The following is a 21,334-nucleotide window of genomic DNA, read 5'->3' as shown; positions in this document are numbered from 1 at the left end:
CAAAGGATCCCCATGCGTATCCGCTTGTGCCTCGCCGCGCTCTCCCTGGTCGGCGGGGTCGGACTGGCCACCCTCTCGGCACCCACGGCAACGGCCGCCGCCTGCACGGACATCGACGTCGTCGCGGCCCGCGGCACCTTCGAGCCGGGCACGCTCGGCTTCATCGTCGGCAACCCTGTGTACTCCGCGCTGCAGAAGAAAATCACCGGCAAAAGCCTGTCCAGCTACAAGGTGAACTATCCCGCCGACCTTTCCTCCACCTCGGCCGCGCAGGGCAACATGGATCTGGTGAACCACGTCCGGAGCCAGGCGTCCGCCTGCCCGAATCAGCGTTTTATTCTCGTCGGCTATTCGCAGGGCGCGAACGTCGTCGACAATTCGATCGGCATCAGCAGCGCGGGCGCGGTGGTCGGCAGCCCCATCGTGGCCACCATCCCCGCCGCGCTCGAACCCAAGGTCGCCGCCGTGCTGCTGTTCGGCAACCCCATCCGGGCCATCGGCAAGAGCGTCACCGGCACCTACCAGAGCCGCACCATCGACTTCTGCGCCACCGGCGATCCCGTCTGCGAGAACGGCGGCGGTGATGTGGGCGCCCACCTCGGCTACACGGCGAACGCCGACGCGGCGGCCGCCTTCGCGGCGGGCAAGGTCTGAGCCCCCGCACCACGTCGAAGGGCCCGGGAGGGCAAACCTCCCGGGTCCTTCCCTTGCGGGGGGGGGGCGCAGCTATCGCGGATCCCGGGCGAACTCCGTCAGGCTCGTCGAGACCGGCTCGGGTCGGCCGTCGTTCTGTTCGGGCGCGGCGGTCAGGACGTCGAGGTGCTGGTAGCCCTCGGCGACCACGGGGTCCAGGTCGTCCGGGACACGGCCAGCCAGGAGTCCGTCACCCGCGAGGACCGTGAGCGTCGGGTTGGCGGTCAGCCCGGCCGGGTGGACGACGAGCCGCTTCACCTGCGGCGAGGTGGCCAGTTGGAGATCGGTGACCAGCTTCGTCGGGAAGTACTGCTCGGTGAAGTCCAGCGGCTGCTCGGCCAGGCTGCGCGCCAGCTCCTGGATGTCGGTGACCTCCTTGCCCGCGTCGGTGAACGGCGTCCCGTCGGCCGACCGGTACCCGGGGTCGTCGGGATCGCCGACGCGGTCGTAATTCCGCCATGTGTAGAGCGGCCCGCGCGGCTGATCCGGAATGGCCTTGTACTCGCTGCCGAACAACCCCGGTTGCTGATCACCGCCGTTCGCGACGGGGAAGTTCTTGTCGACGATCGGCCCGCCGTCGAAGAAGCCCACGCTGCTCTGCAGGAAGGCCAGCGGTACGGAGTGGTCGTCCATCAGCGCGCCGAGGATCGCCTCGTTGGTGAGCCGGAAGTCCTTCACCGCGGGCGAGCCGGTGAGGAAGGTGGCGGTGTCCTCGGAGAACAGGAAGCGGTTGGTCGCCTCGATGTTGGTGTTGAGGGGCAGATAACCCGGCAGATCGGCCTCGCCGCCGGGATCCTGTACGGCGCCCAGGCCGGCGATGGCCAGCAGGGTCATCGTCTCGGGGTTGAGGAGCACCGGCGCGGACAGCGAGCGCGGCAGCACTCCGCTGTCGAGCCCGGCCTGCACCACGCCGTAACCGAGCCCGATGTCGGGCAGGTTGGTGTCGTCCGGGATGCTGCCGCTCAGGTCGGCGAGCGAGGTGGAGACGGTGGTGTCGAGGGCGAAGTACCCGGCGCACTGGTGGTGTCCGGCGTCCGCCGTGGTGGCCGGGTCGCCGTCGAAGTCGGCGGTCGCGAAGTAACCGGTGATCACTCCGCCCAGCGAGTGCCCGCCGCACAGCACCTTCTCCTCCCGCAACCGCTGATCGGGCAACTCGGCGGTGAGCAGGTCGTACTGGTCGCGGACGGTCCGCTCGATGCCGAGCCCCGCCATCCATCCCAGCCGGTCGTTGCCGACGAACCCGGCGAAGGTACGGCCCTCGACCTGTCCGCCCCGGTAGTAGTAGTCGACGGCCGTGTGCTGATCGCCGGAGGCGATGCCGGTACGGTCCTCCAGGCAGTTGGAGCGCCGGTCCAGGGCCCAGAACTCGATGTGCCGGCCCTGCTCGGCGGCGCGTGCCACGGTGTTGCGGGCGACGCTGTCGAAGGCGCCGGCGCCTTCCAGGATCCCGGGCTGGGCGACGAGGATCCGGTCGGCGTCGGCCGAGTCCGCCGGTGCGTCGGCGGCCCGGTAGCGCAGATACGACAGCCAGTCGCACGCCGCCGGCCGCGCCCCGAAGGACGCCGGCAGTGGTGACTTCACCCGCACCACGCTCTCGGTCACACCCTCGACCGGACTCGTCGACGTCACGACCGTCTCGGACCGCGCGTCCTCTCCCCGGGCGTCCGGGGCGGCCCCGGTGAACGCCCCGACGGTCAGCAGCACCGCCGGCGCGGCGCCACGCCACGTTCTTCTCCTGCTGCGACTCGTATTCATGAGGGGACGGTAGGACCGCCGCGACAGCCCCACCGCCCCATGCTCACAACAACGCAGCTCCTGTCGGCGTTTTTGTCACCAGGCACCAACTGCCTCTACTGCAACCGGAGTTATAGCCCGTCACGCACCATCGCGGCGACGATGTGGACATGCCGGTCGGCCGCCGTGTTCGAGAACTCGTTCTCGTAGTTGAGTCCGTACGGCCAGAAGTGGCCACCGCCCGTGGAGATCTTGGCGCTCGACCCGTCGTACTGCCGGACGAGTGCCGTGGCCTGAGCGCCCGTCCATGTGCCGCTGCCGCCCAACCGCGACCAGCCCGAACTCGTACCCACGCCGATGGTGTGCGCGATCTCGTGCAGCGCGGTCCGCTCGGTCATGTAGCTGCGGCTGCCGAAGCGGATGGTCCCGTTGATGTTGCCGTCGGCGGTGGGGACGCTCGGGTTGTAGTGGACGGTGATGTTCTTGCCCAGGTCGCTGAGGTTGTTGTACCGGGCGACCGCCTTGTTCATGGCCGCCGTGATGAGGTTGTACGCCGTCTGCTGGTCCTGGGTGGGGTTGCTCGCCCGTACGAGCGTCCAGGTGATGGTGGCCGCCACGGCCCGCTGCTGGGGCACCGGCGCGGCTTGTGGTGCGGCCTGCGGGACGGCTTGCGCGACACCGGGTCCGGCCAGAAGTGCGGCAGCCAGGGCCGCTATGACCGTCTTCTTGCGCGGCGAACTCATGTGGGGGTCCTCCTGTGTGCGTGGGGGGAGTGATCAAGCGCCGATCTTGCCGACGCCCGCCCCGGCCCGTACGAGCGCGGGGACGTTGTTCGCGGGGTCCAGCGTGTAGCTGTAGTAGGTGCGGGGCTCGGTCACGGTGCCGTTGGTCTCGCACGTACCGGACCCGGTGAAGACGTTGTTCCGCTGGACGAGCCGGCCGGGCCCGGAGGCGTCGTAACCGCTCGCGGATTGACATGCTCCTCGCTCTGAAGGGCGAGGATTCTGGCCTTCTCCGCCGGAAACTGTGCCACTACGCGGCACAGTTTCCGGTGGGGAATCCGTGGCTTCCTGTTTCTTCGCGCTGTGCCGGGATTGCTCCTGGTCTTACCGGCGCTCCGCAGGCCGATACCGCCAGTCCGGCGGCCGTCTTCACGTTGATCGCGGCGTTGGTGTCCCGGTCGTGGACGGTGCCGCAGGCGGTACAGGTCCATTCCCGCACGTTCAGGGGTTTGGGCCCGTCCACGGCGCCGCAGGTGGAGCAGGTCTGGGAGGTCGGTGTGAACCGGCCGATCCTGACCAGGGTGCGTCCGTACCGGGCGGCTTTGTACTCCAGCATGTTCACGAACGACGCCCAGCCCGCATCATGGACGGACTTGGCCAGCTTCGTGCGCGCCAGTCCCGACACCGACAGGTCCTCCACGGCGATCCCTTGGTTCTCGGAGATCAGCTTCGTGGAGAGCTGGTGGTGGAACTCACGGCGTGCGTCAGCGACCTTGGCGTGGGCGCGGGCGACCTTCAGGCGGGCCTTGGCCCGGTTCTTTGATCCCTTCTGCTTGCGGGACAGCTCCTTCTGGGCCTTCTTCAGCTTCTTCTCCGCGCGCCGAAGGAAGCGCGGAGAGTCGATCTTCGTGCCGTCGGAGAGGACCGCGATGGGGGTCCCCCCGGACGGAGTCTGGGGGAGGGTCAGGCCGAGATCGATGCCGGTGATGCGGTCGGTTTCGGGCATCCGGGCCGCGTCGGCGGCAGGGTCGGTGTCGATGACGAACGAGGCGAAGTACCGCCCGGCCGCGTCCATGACGACGGTGACGGAGGTGGGGGTGGCGGGCAGGTTACGGGACCACTTCACCTTCACCGCGCCGATCTTCGGCAGGTTCAGACGACCGCTGCCGGTGATGTTCCAGCGGGCGTTGGCGGTGAACCGGATCGACTGCCGGGCGTCCTTGCGGGACTTGAAGCGGGGCGGGCCGATCCTTGGGCCCTTGCGGGTGCCCCTGAGAGAGGCGAAGAAGTTCTTGTAGGCGGCCTCGGCATCCCGCAGGGACTGTTGGAGAACGACGGCGGACGCCTCGCCCAGCCATGAGCGTGCCGCCGTCTGCTTCGCTTCGGTGATCAGCCTCCGAGACAGCACTCCGGCCGTCGGGAACGGCTGCCCGGCTCGGCGGGCGTCCTCACGGGCGCGGACCGCGTCGTTGAACACCACCCGGGCGCACCCGAACGCCCTGGCCAGCGCAGTGCGCTGACCGGCATTCGGGTAGAGCCTGAACGCGTACCGGAGCTGCATGACGATCACCCTAGAAAGCTCGAACACCTACTGTCGCCGGGAACATGTGCGCGAGATGTCACCGGCTCCGCGCACTGCCCGGTTCCACCGGAACAACACCGCGAGATTCACTTCACCCCGGTCTGAAGGCCGGAGCATGCGAATGAATCCCGGTCGCGGGCGCGACCGTCGCGGCAAGCAACAGGGTGAGCGTGACAGCGGGAATCGCGCGTAACGACGACCTCATGTGGTTCCTCCCGGGCGATGGGGCGGATCTTCCTGGGCCGTGCGAGAACGGAAAGCAACAGGGGCACAACAGGGACTAGAAAGCGCTTTCAGTTTCCTGAATGCTAAGCACGTGTTTTGGGCATGTCAACGAAGTCGTGCCCGCCTCCGTGTTATGGAAGGGAGTGTCGTGACGCCACGACATCGCATCGTCCGGGCCTTGGCACCCATGGTTCCCCTGGTCCTCGGCGCGGGCCTCATGGCCGCGCCGCCGGCGACCGCGGACGTATCGGCCTCGGCGACCGCGGACGTGTCGGCCGCGGCGGCGCAGAGCGCGGTCACCGTACGGATCGACCCGTCGTATCAGCAGCAGGAGTTCGAGGGGTGGGGGACGAGCCTCGTCTGGTTCGCCAACGCCACGGGCCGCTACCCGGAACCCATCCGAAGACAACTCGTGGACATGCTGTTCGACGAGGACGGCCTCGCCCTCAACATCGCCCGCTACAACATCGGCGGCGGCAACGCCCCGGACGTCCGCAAGGACTACATGAAGACGGGCGCGACCATGGAGGGCTACTGGAAGGCCCCCGAGGGAACCACCCGTGAGGACATGGAGTGGTGGGACCCGGACAACCCCGACCACTGGGACTGGGACGCCGACGCGGGCCAGCGCTGGTGGGTGGACCAGATCAAGGACAAGATCACCACGTGGGAGGCGTTCAGCAACTCGCCGCCCTGGTTCCAGACCGTCAGCGGCTATGTCTCCGGCGGCTTCGACGCGAGCACGGACCAGATCCGCGCGGACCGCGTCGACGAGTTCGCCACGTATCTGGTGCGGGTGACCGAGGAGTTGGAGAAGCGGCACCGCATCGACTTCGACACCATCGCCCCGCTGAACGAGCCCAACACCAACTACTGGGGCACCCAGATCGGCGCGGACGGCCAGCCGACGGGCGGCCGTCAGGAGGGCGCGCACGCGGGCCCGGCGCTCCAGCAGAAGGTGGTCCTCGCGCTCGAAAAGGCGCTCCAAGGAGCCGGGACCGACGCCGCGATTTCGGCGATGGACGAGACCAACCCCTCGATCTTCACCCAGAACTGGAACGCCTACGACGCCTCCGCGCGAGCGGCACTCCCCCAGCTCAACGTGCACACGTACGGCACGGGCATGCGCACCAGCGCCCGTGACATCGCCAAGGGCGCGGACAAAAAGCTCTGGATGAGCGAGGTCGAGGGCACCTGGGGTACGGGCACCGACTTCACGAGCATGGATCCGGGCCTCGGCATCGCCACCCGCATGGTGGATGACATGCGTGAACTGGAGCCCTCCGCCTGGGTGTTCTGGCAGCCGATCGAGGATTCCATCCCGCAGGCCGCGGCCGGCAAGAACTGGGGCAGCATCCACGTCCCGTTCAACTGCACGGCCGAGGACACCCTGGAGACCTGTCCGATCCGGGCCAACTCCAAGTTCCACACCATCCGGAACTTCACCCACCACATCCGGCCCGGCGACCACTTCGTGAAGGTCGACGACCCGTCCAGCGTCGCCGCCGTGAAGAAGTCCGGCCGTGCGGCGACCGTGGTGCACGTCAACGGCGGCACGTCCGCGCGCTCCGTCACCCTCGACCTCTCGCGCTTCGCCAAGGTCTCCCCGCGGGCAACCGTCACACCCGTCGTGACCAGCGCCGACGGCGCCCTCGTCGAGGGCGCCCCGGTCCGGGTGACCGACCGTTCGGCCACCCTCGACGTCCCCGCGAAGTCGGTCACGACCTTCCTGGTCAAGGGCGTCAGCGGCGTGGCGAAGGACGCCGCGCTGGTCCAGCCCGGGCACGTCTACCGGCTCCAGGGCGCACAGAGCGGCAAGTCGCTGGCCCCGTCGGAGGACGGCACCGGCGTGGTCATCCGCACGACCGACGCCGCGAGTGCCCAGCAGTTGTGGTCCGTGGAGCAGCTGACCCCCGGCACCGACAACCGCGAGCGCTACGCCGTCACCAACGCGACGACCGGCAAGCGACTCGCCGTACGCGACAACCAAGCCGTACTGGACGACCCCGGCCCGGAAGGCAGCGAGGTCCCCGAAGCCGCCCAGTGGACCATGTCGACCACGGGCGACGGCAGTTGGACCTTCGTGAACGCCGCCACCGGCCGCCTGATCGACGTCACCGGGCAGTCCTCGGCGGACGGCGCCAAGGTGTCCACGTACACCCCGACCTCGGCCGCGAACCAGCGCTGGACGGTGACCGACGAGACCGTACTGCGCACGGAACCGGCCAAGTCGTTCACCGTCCCCGGTCTGCGGCCGAAGCTGCCGGAGACGGTGACGCCGGGGTTCCGTGACGGGGCCCGGGGTTCGCTCCCCGTGGTGTGGGACCTCCCCTCGGACCGGAAGTGGCGCGAGCCCGGGACAGTGCGGGTCAAGGGTGAGGCGACCGACGCCCTCGGCCGGAAGATCCGCGCGAAGGCCGTCGTCACCGTCGACACGATCGCCTCGACCCTCCCGGGCCGCGCCAAGACGTACGCGGGAGGCCGGCCGGAGCTGCCAGGGACGGTCACCGCCGTCGGCAGGCACGGCGGCCGGACCGACCTTCCCGTGACTTGGGAAGCGGCACCAGACGGAGCATTCGGCAAGACCGGCGTCGTAACCCTGCGCGGCACCGCCCGGGTCGTCGACGGCAGCACGGTCGACGCGACGGTACGCGTGCAGGTCACGGAACCGGTGGCGGCCAACATCGCGCCCGACGAGAACGTCTCCGTCGCAGCCACCTTCACCGAGAGCGGCTACTCCGCGGAGCGCCTGCGCAACGGCAACACCGCCGAGAAGGCCTGGTCCAACTGGAAGTCGGGTACCAAGAACCCGTCCGACACGATCGCCTTCACCCTGCCGAAGGCCCGCGACCTCACCCGCCTCGTCGCCCACTTCCACCGGGACGGAACGAACATCTCCTTCCCCGAAAGGCTGAAGGTGCAGACCCGAACGACCGCCGACGGCCCATGGACCGACGCGAGCGAGTCCATCACGGTCGGCACCGAGGGCACCCCGGTGATCGACGTCCCGCTGACGGCGCCCGCACCGGCGACCGCCGTACGCGTGGTCATGACCGCACGACCGGGCGGCTACATCACCATGAGCGAGACCGAGGTGTACGCCAAGAACCCCGGCACCTCCTCGGACGCGGCCGCCTCGTCCATCGAGGTCGACGGGACCCCCGTCCCATCCTTCGACCCCGACACCACCACCTACCGCGTCGTCACCGACAACCCCGCCCGGGCAACGGTGACGGCAACCGCCCGCGACCCGTACGCGACGGTCACCGTGGACCGGAGCGGGCGCACATCGGCCGTCGTCTCCGTGACCGGTGAGGACGGTTCACAGACCCGCGAGTACCGGATCACCCTCGTACGCCGCTGACCTGATCCGACCGTCCTAGCCCCCGAGGGCCGCGAAGCGCTCGGTGCCTCTTTCCCCGGAAGTTCAGCCGACCGGGGAAGGAGGCACCGGGCGTTCGCTCGTCATGGGGCACTCCCGCTGTCCGCGTCACCTCGACTCCTCGAGATAGGCCCGGGCCAGCTGGCCCGCGCTGGTGAACCAGTCGGTGAGGAGGGCGAGTTGGTCGGGCGTGTACTGGGCGAAGAGTTCCGCGAGGCGGGCGTAGTACGGCTCGTAGACGGCTCGTACCTTCTCGGCCGCGTCCGGTACGGCGATCACCCGGATCCGGCGCCGGTCGGCGGGATCCGGTCGGCGGGTCACGAAGCCGCCGCGCTCCAGGCGGTTGAGGACGCCGGTCACCGCCCCCGTGGTGACGTGCGCGTGCTCGGCCAGATCGCCTGCCGTGACCGGGGTGTCCCCGGCCTCCAGGACGTAGGCGAAACAGACCAGGTCCGTGACGCTCAGACCGAGTTTCCGGGCGAACTCCTGCTGGCCGACGATGCTCGTCGCGAGGAGGCCGTCCATGGCGCTGATCGCTTCCGGGACGGTGGGGCGGGGCTGGCCCTCCATTGAAAACGCCTCCGGCGCAGGCTAGATTCCTTACTTGCTAAGACATCATAGTCGGGCGCCGGTGGCGTGGCCGCGGCATGCCGTGGCACGGCACGGCGCGGCGCGGGAGGGGAGCGCACACGTGAGTCTGCACGACGAGGGCCACACCGTCGCCGGGTGGACCGGTTCCGTCATCGGCACGGTCGGGTCCGTCGCCGCCGGCATGGGCGTCTGCGGCTGGGGCCCGGGCATCCCGCTGGGGCTGGCCATTTCGGTGGTGGCACTCCTGGTCACCTGGGGCCTGCACCTCGCGGGCTGGGGCAAGCCGCCCGGCCCACGGCCTCGCGACCAGTGGCCGTTCCTCCGCCGCGACCGCTCCGCGCGCGGCGGCCACCCCGACTGCCTGGGCTGCCACCTGGCCGGCCGTCGCGGCGTTCCGGCGCGCACACCGGCGATACCGGAGCCGACCGTGGCCGCGACCGCCACCACGGCTACGGCCTCGGCCTCGGCCTCGGCCGAGTCGTCCTCCTGACGGCCCGCCAGTGGTTCGCGGTCGGTGGTGCCGGATGCGGGCGGATGCCACGGAGGGAACAGGACGACGCTGCGCTGCGGCGAGGCCGAAAGAGGGAGTAACCGTTTACTGAGATCATGAACCTCCCCCGCCCGACAGGCCCCCGAATGCAGTAACGTCGAAACGTGACGGTCAATGAAAGCGGTCGCCGAAAGAAGCCCGACCCCAGCGGAGCCAGACGTCGACGGAACAGCACCACGGCTGGCGAGCGGCCCAGCACGATCCGGGACGTCGCCGCGAAGGCCGACGTGTCCGTAGCAACCGTTTCCCGCACGCTGGCCGGGAACTACCCGGTCTCCACGGAGACCAGGGCCCGCGTCATGGCGGCCGTCGAGGCACTGCACTATGTCGTGAACGTGCATGCCAAGGCGCTCTCCGGCCGGGTCGCCGGCCCTGTCGCCCTGGTCATCAAGGACATCACAGGGCCCTCGCTGGCCCATGTCGCGGCGGGAGTTGAGCAGGAGGCCGCCGACCGGGGCCGGCTGAGCCTCGTCTGCGCCACGCACGACGACCCGGCCCGCGAGGACGACCTGGTGCAGCTGATGCGCGAGCAGCACGCGGCCGCGGTGGTCCTCGTCGGCGGCGCGGTGCAGGACGAGGCGTACCGGCGGCGCATGGCCGAGTACGCCACGGCGCTGGACGCGGCGGGCTCCCGGCTGGTGCTGGTGGGCCGCCCGCCCCTGCCCGGCGATCTGCCGGTCACGGTGGTGGAGTACGACAACCGGGGCGGCGCGTTCCAGGCCACGGATCACCTGCTGACGGCGGGACACCAACACGTGCTCTTCCTGAGCGGGGCCCCCGGGCTCAGCACGAGCGAGCAGCGCGGGGACGGCTTCCGGCACGCGCTGCGCGCGCACGGCGTGGCGTACCAGGAGGAACTCGACCTGCCGGGCCCGTACACCCGCCTCTCGGGCTACCAGCGCACCAAGCAGGCGCTGGCGGCCGGTCTCGCGTTCACGGCGGTCTTCGCGGGCACCGACATGGTGGCGACGGGCGCGCTGGCCGCCCTGCGTGAGGCCGGTCTCGACGTCCCGGGCGACGTCTCGATCGTCGGCTTCGACGACGTCCCCTTCGCCGCCGACCTCTCCCCCGCGCTGACGACGGTGCGGGTGCCGTACGAGGATCTGGGGCGCACGGCGGTCCGGTTGGCCCTGGAGCGCGAGGAGCGCATCGGGGGCGACGACCACGTGGTGCTGAGCACGCAGTTGGTGATCCGTCAGTCGGTCCGCGCGCTCCCCTGACACAACCCGCCCAATACAACTCTCCGGCAACTCCCGGACAATCCGTCCATGTTCCTGGGCATTTGACGAATCGTCACCTCGTCGTCGGGCCCCGGCCGCCATCAGGTCAATCGTCCCGGACTATTGACTCGCATCACCCGCGGAGCGATTCTCGTCACATCGCTTGTGCCAGCCATGACAATCGGGCTATGGCGTCGTGGGTGTTCAACGCGTCCCGGAAGGTCTGGCAATGCCGATCGACCGCGCCACCCTTCGACCGAGGACGTGAGTGATGACCAGGACTCGACGTGCCCAGCACAAACGCAGACCCCTCATGGTTCTGGCGTTGTTCCTGACCGCGATGGGCATGCTGCTGAGCCCCTCGTCCAGTTCGGCCGCCACCGGCGACTGGTGGCTCCCCGCCTCCCGGCCGTCGCCCGACTCGCAGATCAATGTCACGGGCGAGCCGTTCAAGGGGACGGACTCGGCGGGTGAGGTGCGCGGGTTCGTCGACGCGCACAACCACCTGTTCTCCAACGAGGCGTTCGGCGGCCGGCTGATCTGCGGCAAAGTGTTCTCCACCTCGGGCGTCGCCGACGCGCTGAAGGACTGCCCCGAGCACTACCCGGACGGCTCGCTCGCGCTCTTCGACTACATCACCCACGGCGGTGACGGCAAGCACGACCCGGTCGGCTGGCCGACGTTCAAGGACTGGCCGGCGTACGACTCGATGACCCACCAGGCGAACTACTACGCCTGGATCGAGCGCGCCTGGCGCGGCGGTCAGCGCGTCCTGGTCAACGACCTGGTCACCAACGGGATGATCTGCTCGATCTACCCGTTCAAGGACCGTAGTTGTGACGAGATGACGTCGATCCGGCTGCAGGCGAAGCTGACGTACGACCTGCAGGACTACATCGACGCGATGTACGGCGGCACGGGCAAGGGCTGGTTCCGGATCGTCACCGACAGCGCGCAGGCGCGCGAGGTCATCGCGCAGGGCAAGCTCGCCGTGATCCTGGGCGTGGAGACCTCCGAGCCGTTCGGCTGCAAGCAGATCCTCGACATCGCGCAGTGCAGCAAGGAGGACATCGACAAGGGCCTCGACGAGCTGTACGACCTGGGTGTGCGCAGCATGTTCCTGTGCCACAAGTTCGACAACGCGCTGTGCGGCGTCCGCTTCGACGAGCACGGCCTCGGTACGGCGATCAACGTCGGCCAGTTCCTGTCGACCGGCACCTTCTGGCAGACCGAGAAGTGCACCGGCCCGCAGAAGGACAACCCGATCGGTGAGGCGTCCACGGAGGCCGAGGAGGATCTGCCGGAAGGCACCGAGGTGCCGGAGTACGACGAGGACGCGCAGTGCAACGTACGCGGGCTCACCGATCTCGGCGAGTACGCCGTGCGCGGCATGATGAAGCGCAAGATGATGCTCGAGATCGACCACATGAGCGTCAAGGCCACCGGCGCCGTCCTCGACATCTTCGAGGCCGAGTCCTACCCGGGCGTGCTGTCCTCGCACAGCTGGATGGATCTGAACTGGACCGAGCGGGTCTACTCCCTCGGCGGTTTCGTAGCCCAGTACATGCACGGCTCCGCGGAGTTCAGCGAGGAGGCCGAGCGCACCGACGCGCTGCGCGAGAAGTACGACGTGGGCTACGGCTACGGCACGGACTTCAACGGCATCGGCGACCACCCCGCCCCGCGCGGCGCGGACACCTCGAACCCGGTGACGTATCCCTTCAGGAGCGTCGACGGCGGCTCCAGCATCGACAAGCAGATCACCGGTGAGCGCACCTGGGACTACAACACCGACGGTGCCGCCCATGTCGGCATGGTCCCGGACTGGATCGAGGACATCCGGCTCGTCGGCGGCCAGGGCGTCGTGGACGACCTGTACCGGGGCGCCGAGTCATACCTCGGCACCTGGGGCTCCTCCGAGGACCACCAGGCCGGCGTGAACCTCGCCAAGGGCGTGACGGCGACGGCCAGTTCGTCCGAGTCGAACCCCTTCACCAGCTACCAGCCCGGCCGGGCCGTGGACGGCGACGGCGACAGCCGCTGGGCGAGCGACTGGAGCGACGACCAGTGGCTGAGGCTGGACCTCGGCTCCTCGCACACGATCAAGAAGGTCACCCTCGACTGGGAACGGGCCTACGGCAGGTCGTACCGGGTCGACGTCTCCACCGACGGCTCGACCTGGAAGACCGTGTGGTCCACGACCGCCGGTAATGGGGGCCTGGACACGGCCACGTTCTCGGGTGTCACGGCGCGATATGTTCGCATGCAGGGGGTGGACCGCGGTACGGACTGGGGGTACTCCCTGTACGAGGTCGGCGTGTACGGCAGCTGACCTGTGACAACGGGGGAAGGAAACCACCATGGCACGCTTGCCGTCGGCCGAGCGGCGCAGACAGCTGACCGAGGCGGCCATCCGCGCGATGACCCGGGACGGCGTCCCCAGGACGACGACCCGGTCCATCGCGGCCGAGGCGGGCGTGTCGCTGAGCGTCTTCCACTACTGCTTCGAATCCAAGCAGGAGTTGATCGAGTCCGTCATCACCGCCATCACCGGGCACTACGTGGCCCTGGTGCGGGAGGCGATCCGGCCCCGGGAGACACTCAGGGAGACCGTACGGGCCGGTTTCCAGGCGTACTGGGACCATGTGTCCGCCCACCCGGGCGAGCACATGCTCACCTACGAGCTGACCCAGTACGCCCTCAGGGAGCCCGGGTTCGAGCATCTCGCGCGGCGACAGTACGACATGTACCGCGACACCTACGCCGAGCTGATCGAGCAGCTGCGGCGGACCATGGAGTTCGAACTGACCGTTCCCGTCCCGGTGCTGGCCCGCTATCTGGCCGCCATGACGGACGGGCTCACCCTGAACTTCCTGGTCCTGGGCGACGACGAGGCCTGGGCGGACATCCTCGACACGATCACCGATCATGTGGCCGGTCTCGTAAGGGAGGACGTCCGCCCGTAGGGCCTCAGCGGGCGGACGCGGCGATCAACTGGTCGAGCAGCGCGATCAGTACGTCACGGCACGACGTGCGCTCCCGGGCGTCGAAGAGCAGCACCGGCATGTGCTCGGGCAGGGCCAGGGCCTCACGGATGTCGTCCGGCTCGTACGGGTGCTCGCCGTGGAAGCCGTTGACGCCGATGACGAACGGGATCCCGCGGCGCTCGAAGAAGTCGATGGCGGCGAAGCTGGACTCGGGTCTGCGCACGTCGACCAGGACCACGGCCCCGAGGGCGCCGATGGCGAGGTCGTTCCACATGAACCAGAACCGCTGCTGCCCTGGCGTGCCGAACAGATACAGCACGAGGTCCTGGCCGATGCTGATCCGGCCGAAGTCGAGGGCCACCGTGGTGGCCTGCTTCTCCGGGATGCCGTCGAGGTCGTCGACGCCGAGGCTCGCGGTGGTGAGGGGTTCCTCGGTGCGCAGCGGGACGATCTCGCTGACCGACCCGACCATGGTCGTCTTGCCGACGCCGAATCCGCCGGCGATGAGGATCTTCACCGCGTCGGGTGCCGAGGTCGCCTGGGGGGTGGGGTCAGAGCCGGCCAAGGCCGTCCCTCACTTTCTTCAGCAGGTCCAGGTCGGGGGTGCGGGAGATCATGCTGGGCTGGCGGACGCTGATCCGGCCCGCCTCCAGCAGGTCGCAGAGCATGATGGTGACCACGCTCACCGGGAGGTCGAGCCCGGTGGCCAGCTCCGCCACCACGATCGGCTTCGCGCACAGCTTCAGGATCCGTGCGTGCTCGGGCTGCGGCCGGGTGCCCCCGGCCGGCTGTGGGTCCACCGCCGTCACCATGGTGATCAGGGTGAAGTCGCCGCGGGCGGGCCTGGTCCGGCCGCCCGTCAGGGTGAACGGGCGAACCAGCCGGCCCGCCTCGTCGCCTCCGTTCACCTCACTCGCCGCTGTCGGCCGCGACGACACCGGCGCGTGGGGCCGCGCTGAGGTGCTCGCCGATCTTCTTGACCAGCATGTTCATCTGGTACGCCACCACGCCGACGTCCGCTCCCTGCCGGGTCAGCACCGCGAGATTCGCGCCGGGTCCGGCGTTGGTGAGGATCAGGAAGGCGTTGCCCATCTCGATGAGCAACTGCCGGACGGGGCCGCCGCGGAAGTCCATGCTGACGCCCTTGCTGAGGCTCATCAGGCCGGACGCGGTGGCCGCCAGGCGTTCGGCGTCGTCGCGCAGGAACGCGGTGGACTTGCTGACGACCAGTCCGTCCTCGGAGAGCACGACGGCGTGGTCGACCTCGGCGACGCGGTCCACCAGTCCGGTGAGCAGCTGGTCGAGCTGGCTGTGCGTGGCGGGGATGGGGCGTGTCATCTGTGTGTCCTTCAATGAGCGGTCTGCGGAGGGCGAGTCGGTGGGGACGTCAGGTGCCGGAGGCGGGGAGCCGGTCTCCTGGGTCTTCGGATGGTGCGGGTTCCTCCCCTGCGTACTCGGATTCCGCGTCGTCGTCACGTGCCTGGAGGGTTCCGCGCTGGAATCCGGCGAGCGAGGAGGCGGCACGCTCGGCGGTGAAGTCGTCGTCGCGGTCGCCGTCCGGGCAGGTCAGCGCCTCCTCCTTCAACTCGGCGGCCAGGCTGGTCTGCGGGATCCGGCGGGGCAACGGCATCAGGCCACCCTTCTTCCCGGCCAAGGGCTTCCTGGTGTGGGTCGGCTGTGTCCTGGCACCGTCCGCGACGGCTTCGGCGGTCCGCCCGTTCGCGACGGGCGCCGAATCCAACGTACGGTCCCGGTCGTGCCGTACGGGCTCCGGCTCGGCTGCGGCGACCCGCGCGGCCACCAGCGAGGTCCGTACGGGCAGTTCGGCAGCGTCGGTGCCGTCCTCGTCGGGGGCCTCGCGTACCACGATCTCGTGCGGGATCAGCACGATCGCGGTGGTGCCGCCGTACGGCGAGGCGCGCAGGGTGACGGCGATGCCGTGCCGGGTGGCGAGCCGGGCGATGACGAACATGCCGAGCCGGAGGTCGTCGGCGAGCGCGACCACGTCGAACTGCGGGGGCACCGCCAACTGGGCGTTGAAGGCGGCGTAGTCCTCCTCGGACATGCCGAGCCCGCGGTCCTCGATCTCGATGGCGAGGCCCTTGGCCACGATCGCCGCGCGGACGCCCACCGGGCTGGGGGCGGGCGAGTAGGAGGTGGCGTTGTCGATGAGCTCGGCGAGGAGGTGGATCACGTCGGCCACGGCCGGCGGGGCGATCCACACGTCGTCCTCGGTGTGCACCTCCACCCGCTGGTACTCGGCGACCTCGCCCACGGCGCTGCGCAGGATGTCGATCAGCGCGACCGGTTCGGACCAGGTGCGGCCGGGCCGCTCGCCGCTGATGATGACGAGGTTCTCCTCGTAGCGGCGCAACTGGCTCGCGGTGGAGTCCAGCTCGTACAGGCCCTTGAGGATCTCCGGGTCCTGGTGCTGGCGCTCCAGTTTGTCGAGCTTGGTGAGCTGGAGGTTGACCAGGTTCTGGCTCTGCCGGGCGATGCCGAGGATGACCCGCTGGAAGCCGCGCCGAGTGTCGGCGAGTTCGACGGCAGTGTGCACGGCGGTGCGCTGGGCGATGTTGAAGGCACGTGCCACCTGGCCGAGTTCGTCGGTGCCGTAGTCCAACGGGGCCGCCGCGGCGTCCACGTCGACCTTCTCGCCCCGCTCCAGCCGGGCCACGACGTCGGGCAGCCGTTCCTGGGCGAGGCCCAGGGTTGCCGTGCGCAGGCCGGTGAGCCGGCGGGACAGGGAGCGGGTGATGCGCCACGACATCACGACGCACAGCAGCAGGGCGCCGAGGCCGCCGGCGCTCAGGGAACCGGCCGTGATCAGCAGGCCGCGGGCCTCTTCCCCACTGCGGTCGAGCAGGGCCTTGGTCTGCTCCCGGATCAGCTGCTCGTACTGGGCGGAGAGCCGGGTCATGGCGGCGTCCCAGTCTGCCTGCACGTCCGGCAGGTCGGTCTTGCGGGCGGCTCCGTTGCCCGTGGTGCGAGCGGAGAGGACCTGGTCCTCGACGGCCTGGAGCGCCTGCCAGTCCTTGCCCTGGACGATCCGCTCGACCTTGGCCTTCACCTCGCCCTCCAGCGAGGGGACGAGCTGGTTGTCGACGAGCCAGCGCCGGGCGTTGACCACCTGGACGAAGCGGTCCCGGGATGCCTCGTCGAGTTCGCCGGAGGGCCAGTTGAGGGTGAGGAGCGCGTCCTCCTGGGAGACCAGCTCCGCGGCCTGTTCGAGGGTGACGAGCGGACCGGCCTGCGAGGTGAGGTCGCCGTCGTCGACCTGGGAGAGCTCCTGGAAGGCGTGGATCTGGTCGTCGATGATCGACGAGTACTGGTCCAGGGCCTGCTCGGGGGTGATGTCGGTGGGGCTGTCCACCTGGTCCCGGTAGTACTCGAGACTGCCCGAGCCGGCCATGACCGAGTAGAGCCGCTCACCGATGCGGTCGGGGGCCTCCTCGATCGCGCCCGCGCGTGAGGCCAGCTTCGCGACCGTCGCGTCGGTCTGCCGGCGCTGCTCCTCCAGGGCCCCCATGGAGCTGCCGGGGGCCGCCATGTAGGCGGCGGACAGGGCGCGCTCGCGCTGCAGGGCCAGGGTCGCGTCGGTTCCCATGGCGCCGGTCGATTTGCTCAGCCCGGTCTGCGACCGCAGGCTCAACCCCTCGGAGAACATCTGGGTCGTCGTCATGGCCCAGCTGGCGGTGAGCGTGACGCTGGGGATCAGAGCCAGAAGGATCAGCGAGAGACGGATGGAGCCGAGACGGCGCCGGGCGCCGGTCCGTGGGGGCATCGTCGTCCTTGGGCGGTTGGCGGGGAGCGGAAGGGGTCAGAGGTACGTCACACAGGGGATGCGCAGGATGTTATCCGTACAAGTGAACGCATGTATCAGTGGAGGTCGAAAGCTTGGGGTCGCCGTTACACGACCGTTCCGGATGGTTGGGTTCCGCGGCGTGATCGCGCCCGAACGGAAGGTTCCGTTTGTCCGGGCGCACACGTACCCTGCACGGCAGATGCATAAGCCCCTCACACATTCTTCAACGCGTGCCGTTTTCCGCGAATTTCGCGATTCCGGCGATGTTCTTCTTGTTGACGAACGCCGGGCCGGTGAGCACGGGCTCGACCCCGCCGCCGCTGATATTGCCGTTGGTCTGGTAGAGCCAGAGCGAGTCGACCGCGAGATAGCCCTGGAGGTACGGCTGCTGGTCCACCGCGAACTGCACATCGCCGCTCCGCACGGCCTTGACCAGGTCCTCGTTCAGGTCGAAGGTGGCGACCTCGGCCTTGCTGCCCGAGTCGTCGACCGAGCCCACGGCGGCCAGCGCGTACTGCGCCCCGAGCGTCACCACCTCGTCGATCGTGGGGTCCTGGCGCAGTTTCGCGGTGATCGCGCCGGTCACCGCGTCCATGTCGGTGCCGTCGACGTAGAGGTTCTCGGTCTGCCCGGCGAACGTCTTCCGCACTCCGGCGCAGCGGGCCTCGATGGCCACGTTGCCGCGTTCGTGGATGACGCACAGCGCGTGCTTGGCCTTCTGGGCGTCCAGTTGGTTGCCGAGCGCCTGGCCGGCGACGCTCTCGTCCTGGCCGAAGTACGCCAGCAGGCCTTGCGCTGTCCAGGCGTCGATACCGGCGTTGAGGGCCACGACGGGTATGCCGGCGCTACGGGCCTCGGCGACAGCGCTCCGCATGGCCTGCGGCTTGGCCAGGGTCACCGCGATGCCGCCGACCTTGTCGGCGATCGCGTCCCGCACCAGCTGCGCCTGTCCCGCCGGGTCGGGGTCGCTCTCGTACGTGAGCTCGATGCCGTCCTTGGCGGCCGCGACCTCCGCGCCTCTGCGCACCAGATCCCAGAAGGCGTCCCCCTCGGCGCTGTGGGTGATCAGGGCGACCTTCATGCCGTTGCCGCCCGCTCCGCCCGCCGACTCCGTATCCGGATCGGAGTCCGTTCCGCCGAGGACGGAGCAGCCGGCGACCGTCAGGCAGGCGGCGGCCGCGAGCGCCGCGGCACGGAGGGATCTGGAGAAACCGTGAAGCGCGGGGGGTGGAGTCATGGGGGTGCGGCACCTCGCTGTGCGACCGGGGCGGGACGTTCGGGGAGCGCGACATGCCGCGTTCACCGCGATGACGTGCGGTAACTGGCCGACTTTCGCTGGGCGGAGCCAATCGCGTGTGACGCCCGGTAGTCAAGTGAACAACACAATCGATGTATTGCTGTGACAGCGACGGGCTGACCAGCACACACGTGTCAACGGGCGTGGTCGGATGCGGCCGTTGACAGACCCCTCGCCGCACCACGACTCCCCCCTCGAACAAGGGGCGATTCCCGGCCAATCCGCCTTCCGTGCCCCAACCCCCTTGCTCAGGGCTGAAATTCCTACGGAAGGGCGGCAACCTCTTCACGTCCGGCGGCGACTGCTCGGCTGACCACCCCCCTCCACAGGAACGGAAGCGACGTGAGCGACAACCGCAGCAAGGCCCGCCACCGGAGAAGGAAGACAGCGCTGGCCATCGGCGCCCCACTGGCCCTGGCCGCCGCGGGGACCATGGCCTACGGGACGGTCTTCGGAGTGTTCGGCGAGGACGCCCAGCCGAAGGCCGCGGCAGCGGGGGCGGCAGGCGCGGCGTGGGCCGACGATGTCGCCGACGGCTTCGCGTCGGTCAACGCGCTCGGCCAGAACGGAACGTACGGCGGCCGGGGCGGCAAGACCGTCACCGTGAAGACCCTGGCCGACCTGGAGAAGTACGCGACCGCCGCCGAGCCGTACGTCATCGTCGTCGCCGGAACCATCAACATGAACCCGGTGGGCAAGGAGATCAAGGTCGCCTCGGACAAGACGATCGTGGGCTCGGGGACCTCCGGACACATCGTCGGCGGCGGCTTCTTCCTCGGCTCCGGCGTCCACAACGTCATCATCCGCAATCTGACGATCCGTGACTCCTACCAGGGCACCTGGAACGACAAGGACCACGACTTCGACGCCGTCCAGATGGACGGCGCCCACCACGTCTGGATCGACCACAACGATCTGCGGCACATGGCGGACGGCCTGATCGACAGCCGTAAGGACACCACGTACGTCACCGTCTCCTGGAACAAGCTCAGCCAGAACAACAAGACCTTCGGCATCGGCTGGACCACCAACACCACCGCCGACCTGACGATCCACCACAACTGGATCCGCGAGACCGAGCAGCGCAACCCCTCCACGGACAACGTCGCCCACGCGCACCTGTACAACAACTTCCTGGAGGACGTGTCCGGCACGGACATCACCTCGTCGTACGGCAACTACGCGCGCGGCAACACGAAGATGGTCCTGGAGAACAGCTACTTCCAGGGCATGCGGAACCCGGTCACCAAGGACGCGACGGCCGCCCTGGTCCAGCGCGGCAACGTCTTCTCCGGCACCTCCGGCCGCAACGAGAGCGGCGGCACGGCCTTCGACCCGAAGTCGTACTACGCCTACACGCTCGACAAGGCCACGGACGTGCCCGCACTCCTCAAGTCCGGTGCGGGACCGCGTAGTTCGATCGGTACGACGTCGACGGCCAAGGCCGCCGCGGCCACCACGCTCACCGTCGCCAAGGACGGCAGCGGCCAGTACACCAGCGTGCAGAAGGCCGTCGACGCCGTGCCCGCGAACAACAGCTCGCGGGTCGTGATCTCCGTCAAGCCCGGCGTTTACCGGGAGGTCGTCAAGGTCCCCGCCAACAAGCCGCACGTCACCATCCAGGGCTCGGGCGCCAGCCGCAAGGACACGACGATCGTCTACGGCAACGCGGCCGGCATGCAGAAGCCGGACGGCTCGGGCACCTACGGCACCCCGGGCAGCGCCACCATGTCCATCCAGTCCGACGACTCCCAGGTCCGCAACCTGACGGTCACCAACGACTTCGACGAGGCCGCCAACCAGTCCCTCTCCGGCCACCAGGCCGTCGCGCTGCTGACGCAGGCCGACCGGATCGTCCTCGACGGGGTCATCGTCAACGGCGACCAGGACACCCTGGAGCTGGAGACCGCCGCCAAGGACAAGCTCGGCCGGGTCTACGTCAGCAACTCCTACGTCACGGGCAACGTCGACTTCATCTTCGGCCGGGCCACGGTCGTCGTCGACAAGTCGGTCATCACCCTCAAGAAGCGCTGGAACGGCACCTCCGCCGGGTACATCACCGCGCCCAGCACGCCCGCGAACCGCAAGGGCATCCTGATCAACCGCTCCACCGTCAACGGTGACGTGTCCAACGCGAGCTTCTTCCTCGGCCGCAACTGGCACCCGGGCGGCGACACGACGGTCGACCCGCAGACCACGGTCCGCAACAGCACTCTCAGCGCCGCGATCAAGTCCACGCCCTGGTCCGACATGGGCGGCTTCTCCTGGAAGGACGACCGCTTCGCCGAGTACAAGAACACCGGTGCGGGCGCGGGCAGTTCGAGTTCCAACCGGCCGCAGCTGACGGACGCCCAGGCCGCCGACCAGGAGGTCGCGGACTGGCTGGGCGGCTGGACGCCGGGCGCCTGACACCTGACGCCGCCGCGTACGGCGAGAGACGCACCGCCCCCATTTTTTTTGTTATCTCCCCCGGGGTCGGTGCGTCTCCTGTTCGTAGCCCCCGGCGCGGGCCGACGCAGGGGCGAGCTGCGAACCGTTCCCGAGAC

General features: G+C 69.2%; 16 protein-coding genes. 7 read left to right on the top strand and 9 right to left on the bottom strand.

Translation table 11 applies throughout. The annotated features are described in order from the left end of the window. The first annotated feature begins 12 nt into the window (after positions 1-12). Positions 13-654 (top strand): cutinase family protein, encoded by a 642-nt coding sequence (locus tag F3T56_RS08470; RefSeq protein WP_149824076.1) that lies wholly within the window; start codon positions 13-15, stop codon positions 652-654. A gap of 72 nt (positions 655-726) precedes the next feature. Here the strand turns inward: F3T56_RS08470 and F3T56_RS08465 are convergent, their stop codons facing one another. The 3 genes from F3T56_RS08465 to F3T56_RS08450 all read right to left on the bottom strand — a co-directional run bounded on the left by F3T56_RS08465 (position 727) and on the right by F3T56_RS08450 (position 4,710). Next, positions 727-2,448, bottom strand: coding sequence for a hypothetical protein (locus F3T56_RS08465; protein WP_149824075.1), 1,722 nt, complete (start codon positions 2,446-2,448; stop codon positions 727-729). A gap of 110 nt (positions 2,449-2,558) precedes the next feature. Further along, the gene (locus F3T56_RS08460; protein ID WP_149824074.1) at positions 2,559-3,170 is read right to left on the bottom strand and encodes a hypothetical protein; all 612 of its coding nucleotides are present in this window, start codon (positions 3,168-3,170) and stop codon (positions 2,559-2,561) included. Between the two features lie 289 nt (positions 3,171-3,459). After that, complete coding sequence (locus F3T56_RS08450; RefSeq protein WP_149824073.1) at positions 3,460-4,710, bottom strand: RNA-guided endonuclease InsQ/TnpB family protein; 1,251 nt, start codon at positions 4,708-4,710, stop codon at positions 3,460-3,462. Positions 4,711-5,143: 433 nt separating this feature from the next. Here F3T56_RS08450 and F3T56_RS08445 point away from each other — a divergent pair, with 433 nt between their 5' ends. Next, a complete protein-coding gene (locus tag F3T56_RS08445) occupies positions 5,144-8,320 on the top strand; it encodes a glycoside hydrolase (RefSeq protein WP_149824113.1) in 3,177 nt (1,058 codons plus the stop codon). Between the two features lie 126 nt (positions 8,321-8,446). Here the strand turns inward: F3T56_RS08445 and F3T56_RS08440 are convergent, their stop codons facing one another. Further along, positions 8,447-8,908, bottom strand: coding sequence for a MarR family winged helix-turn-helix transcriptional regulator (locus tag F3T56_RS08440; protein ID WP_149824072.1), 462 nt, complete (start codon positions 8,906-8,908; stop codon positions 8,447-8,449). 121 nt (positions 8,909-9,029) lie between these two features. Between F3T56_RS08440 and F3T56_RS08435 the strand changes: the two genes are divergently transcribed. The 4 genes from F3T56_RS08435 (at position 9,030) to F3T56_RS08420 (ending at position 13,665) form a co-directional block, all read left to right on the top strand. Next, positions 9,030-9,419: an HGxxPAAW family protein gene (locus tag F3T56_RS08435; protein WP_149824071.1), complete on the top strand. Its 390-nt coding sequence runs from the start codon at positions 9,030-9,032 to the stop codon at positions 9,417-9,419. A 164-nt stretch (positions 9,420-9,583) separates the two neighbouring features. Continuing rightward, positions 9,584-10,699 carry a LacI family DNA-binding transcriptional regulator gene (locus F3T56_RS08430; protein ID WP_149824070.1) on the top strand — a complete coding sequence of 372 codons (1,116 nt, stop codon included), beginning with the start codon at positions 9,584-9,586 and terminating at the stop codon, positions 10,697-10,699. A 313-nt stretch (positions 10,700-11,012) separates the two neighbouring features. Next, entirely contained in the window at positions 11,013-13,031 is a 2,019-nt protein-coding gene (locus tag F3T56_RS08425; RefSeq protein ID WP_149824112.1) for a galactose-binding domain-containing protein, read from the top strand. Positions 13,032-13,059: 28 nt separating this feature from the next. Then, positions 13,060-13,665, top strand: coding sequence for a TetR/AcrR family transcriptional regulator (locus F3T56_RS08420; RefSeq protein WP_149824069.1), 606 nt, complete (start codon positions 13,060-13,062; stop codon positions 13,663-13,665). Positions 13,666-13,669: 4 nt separating this feature from the next. Here F3T56_RS08420 and F3T56_RS08415 read toward each other — a convergent pair whose 3' ends face one another. The 5 genes from F3T56_RS08415 to F3T56_RS08395 form a co-directional block, all read right to left on the bottom strand. After that, a complete protein-coding gene (locus tag F3T56_RS08415) occupies positions 13,670-14,251 on the bottom strand; it encodes a GTP-binding protein (protein ID WP_149824068.1) in 582 nt (193 codons plus the stop codon). Continuing rightward, positions 14,238-14,594: a DUF742 domain-containing protein gene (locus tag F3T56_RS08410; RefSeq protein ID WP_149824067.1), complete on the bottom strand. Its 357-nt coding sequence runs from the start codon at positions 14,592-14,594 to the stop codon at positions 14,238-14,240. The genes F3T56_RS08415 and F3T56_RS08410 overlap by 14 nt, the downstream gene beginning before the upstream one ends. Position 14,595: 1 nt before the next feature. Then, entirely contained in the window at positions 14,596-15,024 is a 429-nt protein-coding gene (locus tag F3T56_RS08405) for a roadblock/LC7 domain-containing protein (RefSeq protein ID WP_020114533.1), read from the bottom strand. A 49-nt stretch (positions 15,025-15,073) separates the two neighbouring features. Continuing rightward, positions 15,074-17,470 (bottom strand): sensor histidine kinase, encoded by a 2,397-nt coding sequence (locus F3T56_RS08400; protein ID WP_149824066.1) that lies wholly within the window; start codon positions 17,468-17,470, stop codon positions 15,074-15,076. Between the two features lie 244 nt (positions 17,471-17,714). Beyond that, positions 17,715-18,728 carry a substrate-binding domain-containing protein gene (locus tag F3T56_RS08395; protein ID WP_149824065.1) on the bottom strand — a complete coding sequence of 338 codons (1,014 nt, stop codon included), beginning with the start codon at positions 18,726-18,728 and terminating at the stop codon, positions 17,715-17,717. A gap of 402 nt (positions 18,729-19,130) precedes the next feature. On the opposite strand from F3T56_RS08395, the gene F3T56_RS08390 reads away from it, so the two are divergent. Beyond that, positions 19,131-21,197, top strand: a complete 2,067-nt coding sequence (locus F3T56_RS08390) for a pectinesterase family protein (protein ID WP_149824064.1) — start codon at positions 19,131-19,133, stop codon at positions 21,195-21,197. The last annotated feature ends 137 nt before the right edge of the window (positions 21,198-21,334 follow it).

The sequence above is a fragment of the Streptomyces tailanensis genome (genome assembly GCF_008386495.1).
In the GTDB taxonomy this organism is placed as follows: domain Bacteria; phylum Actinomycetota; class Actinomycetes; order Streptomycetales; family Streptomycetaceae; genus Streptomyces; species Streptomyces tailanensis.
The sequence above is the reverse complement of the archived record's forward strand: the minus strand, read 5'-3'. Positions and strand labels throughout refer to the sequence as shown.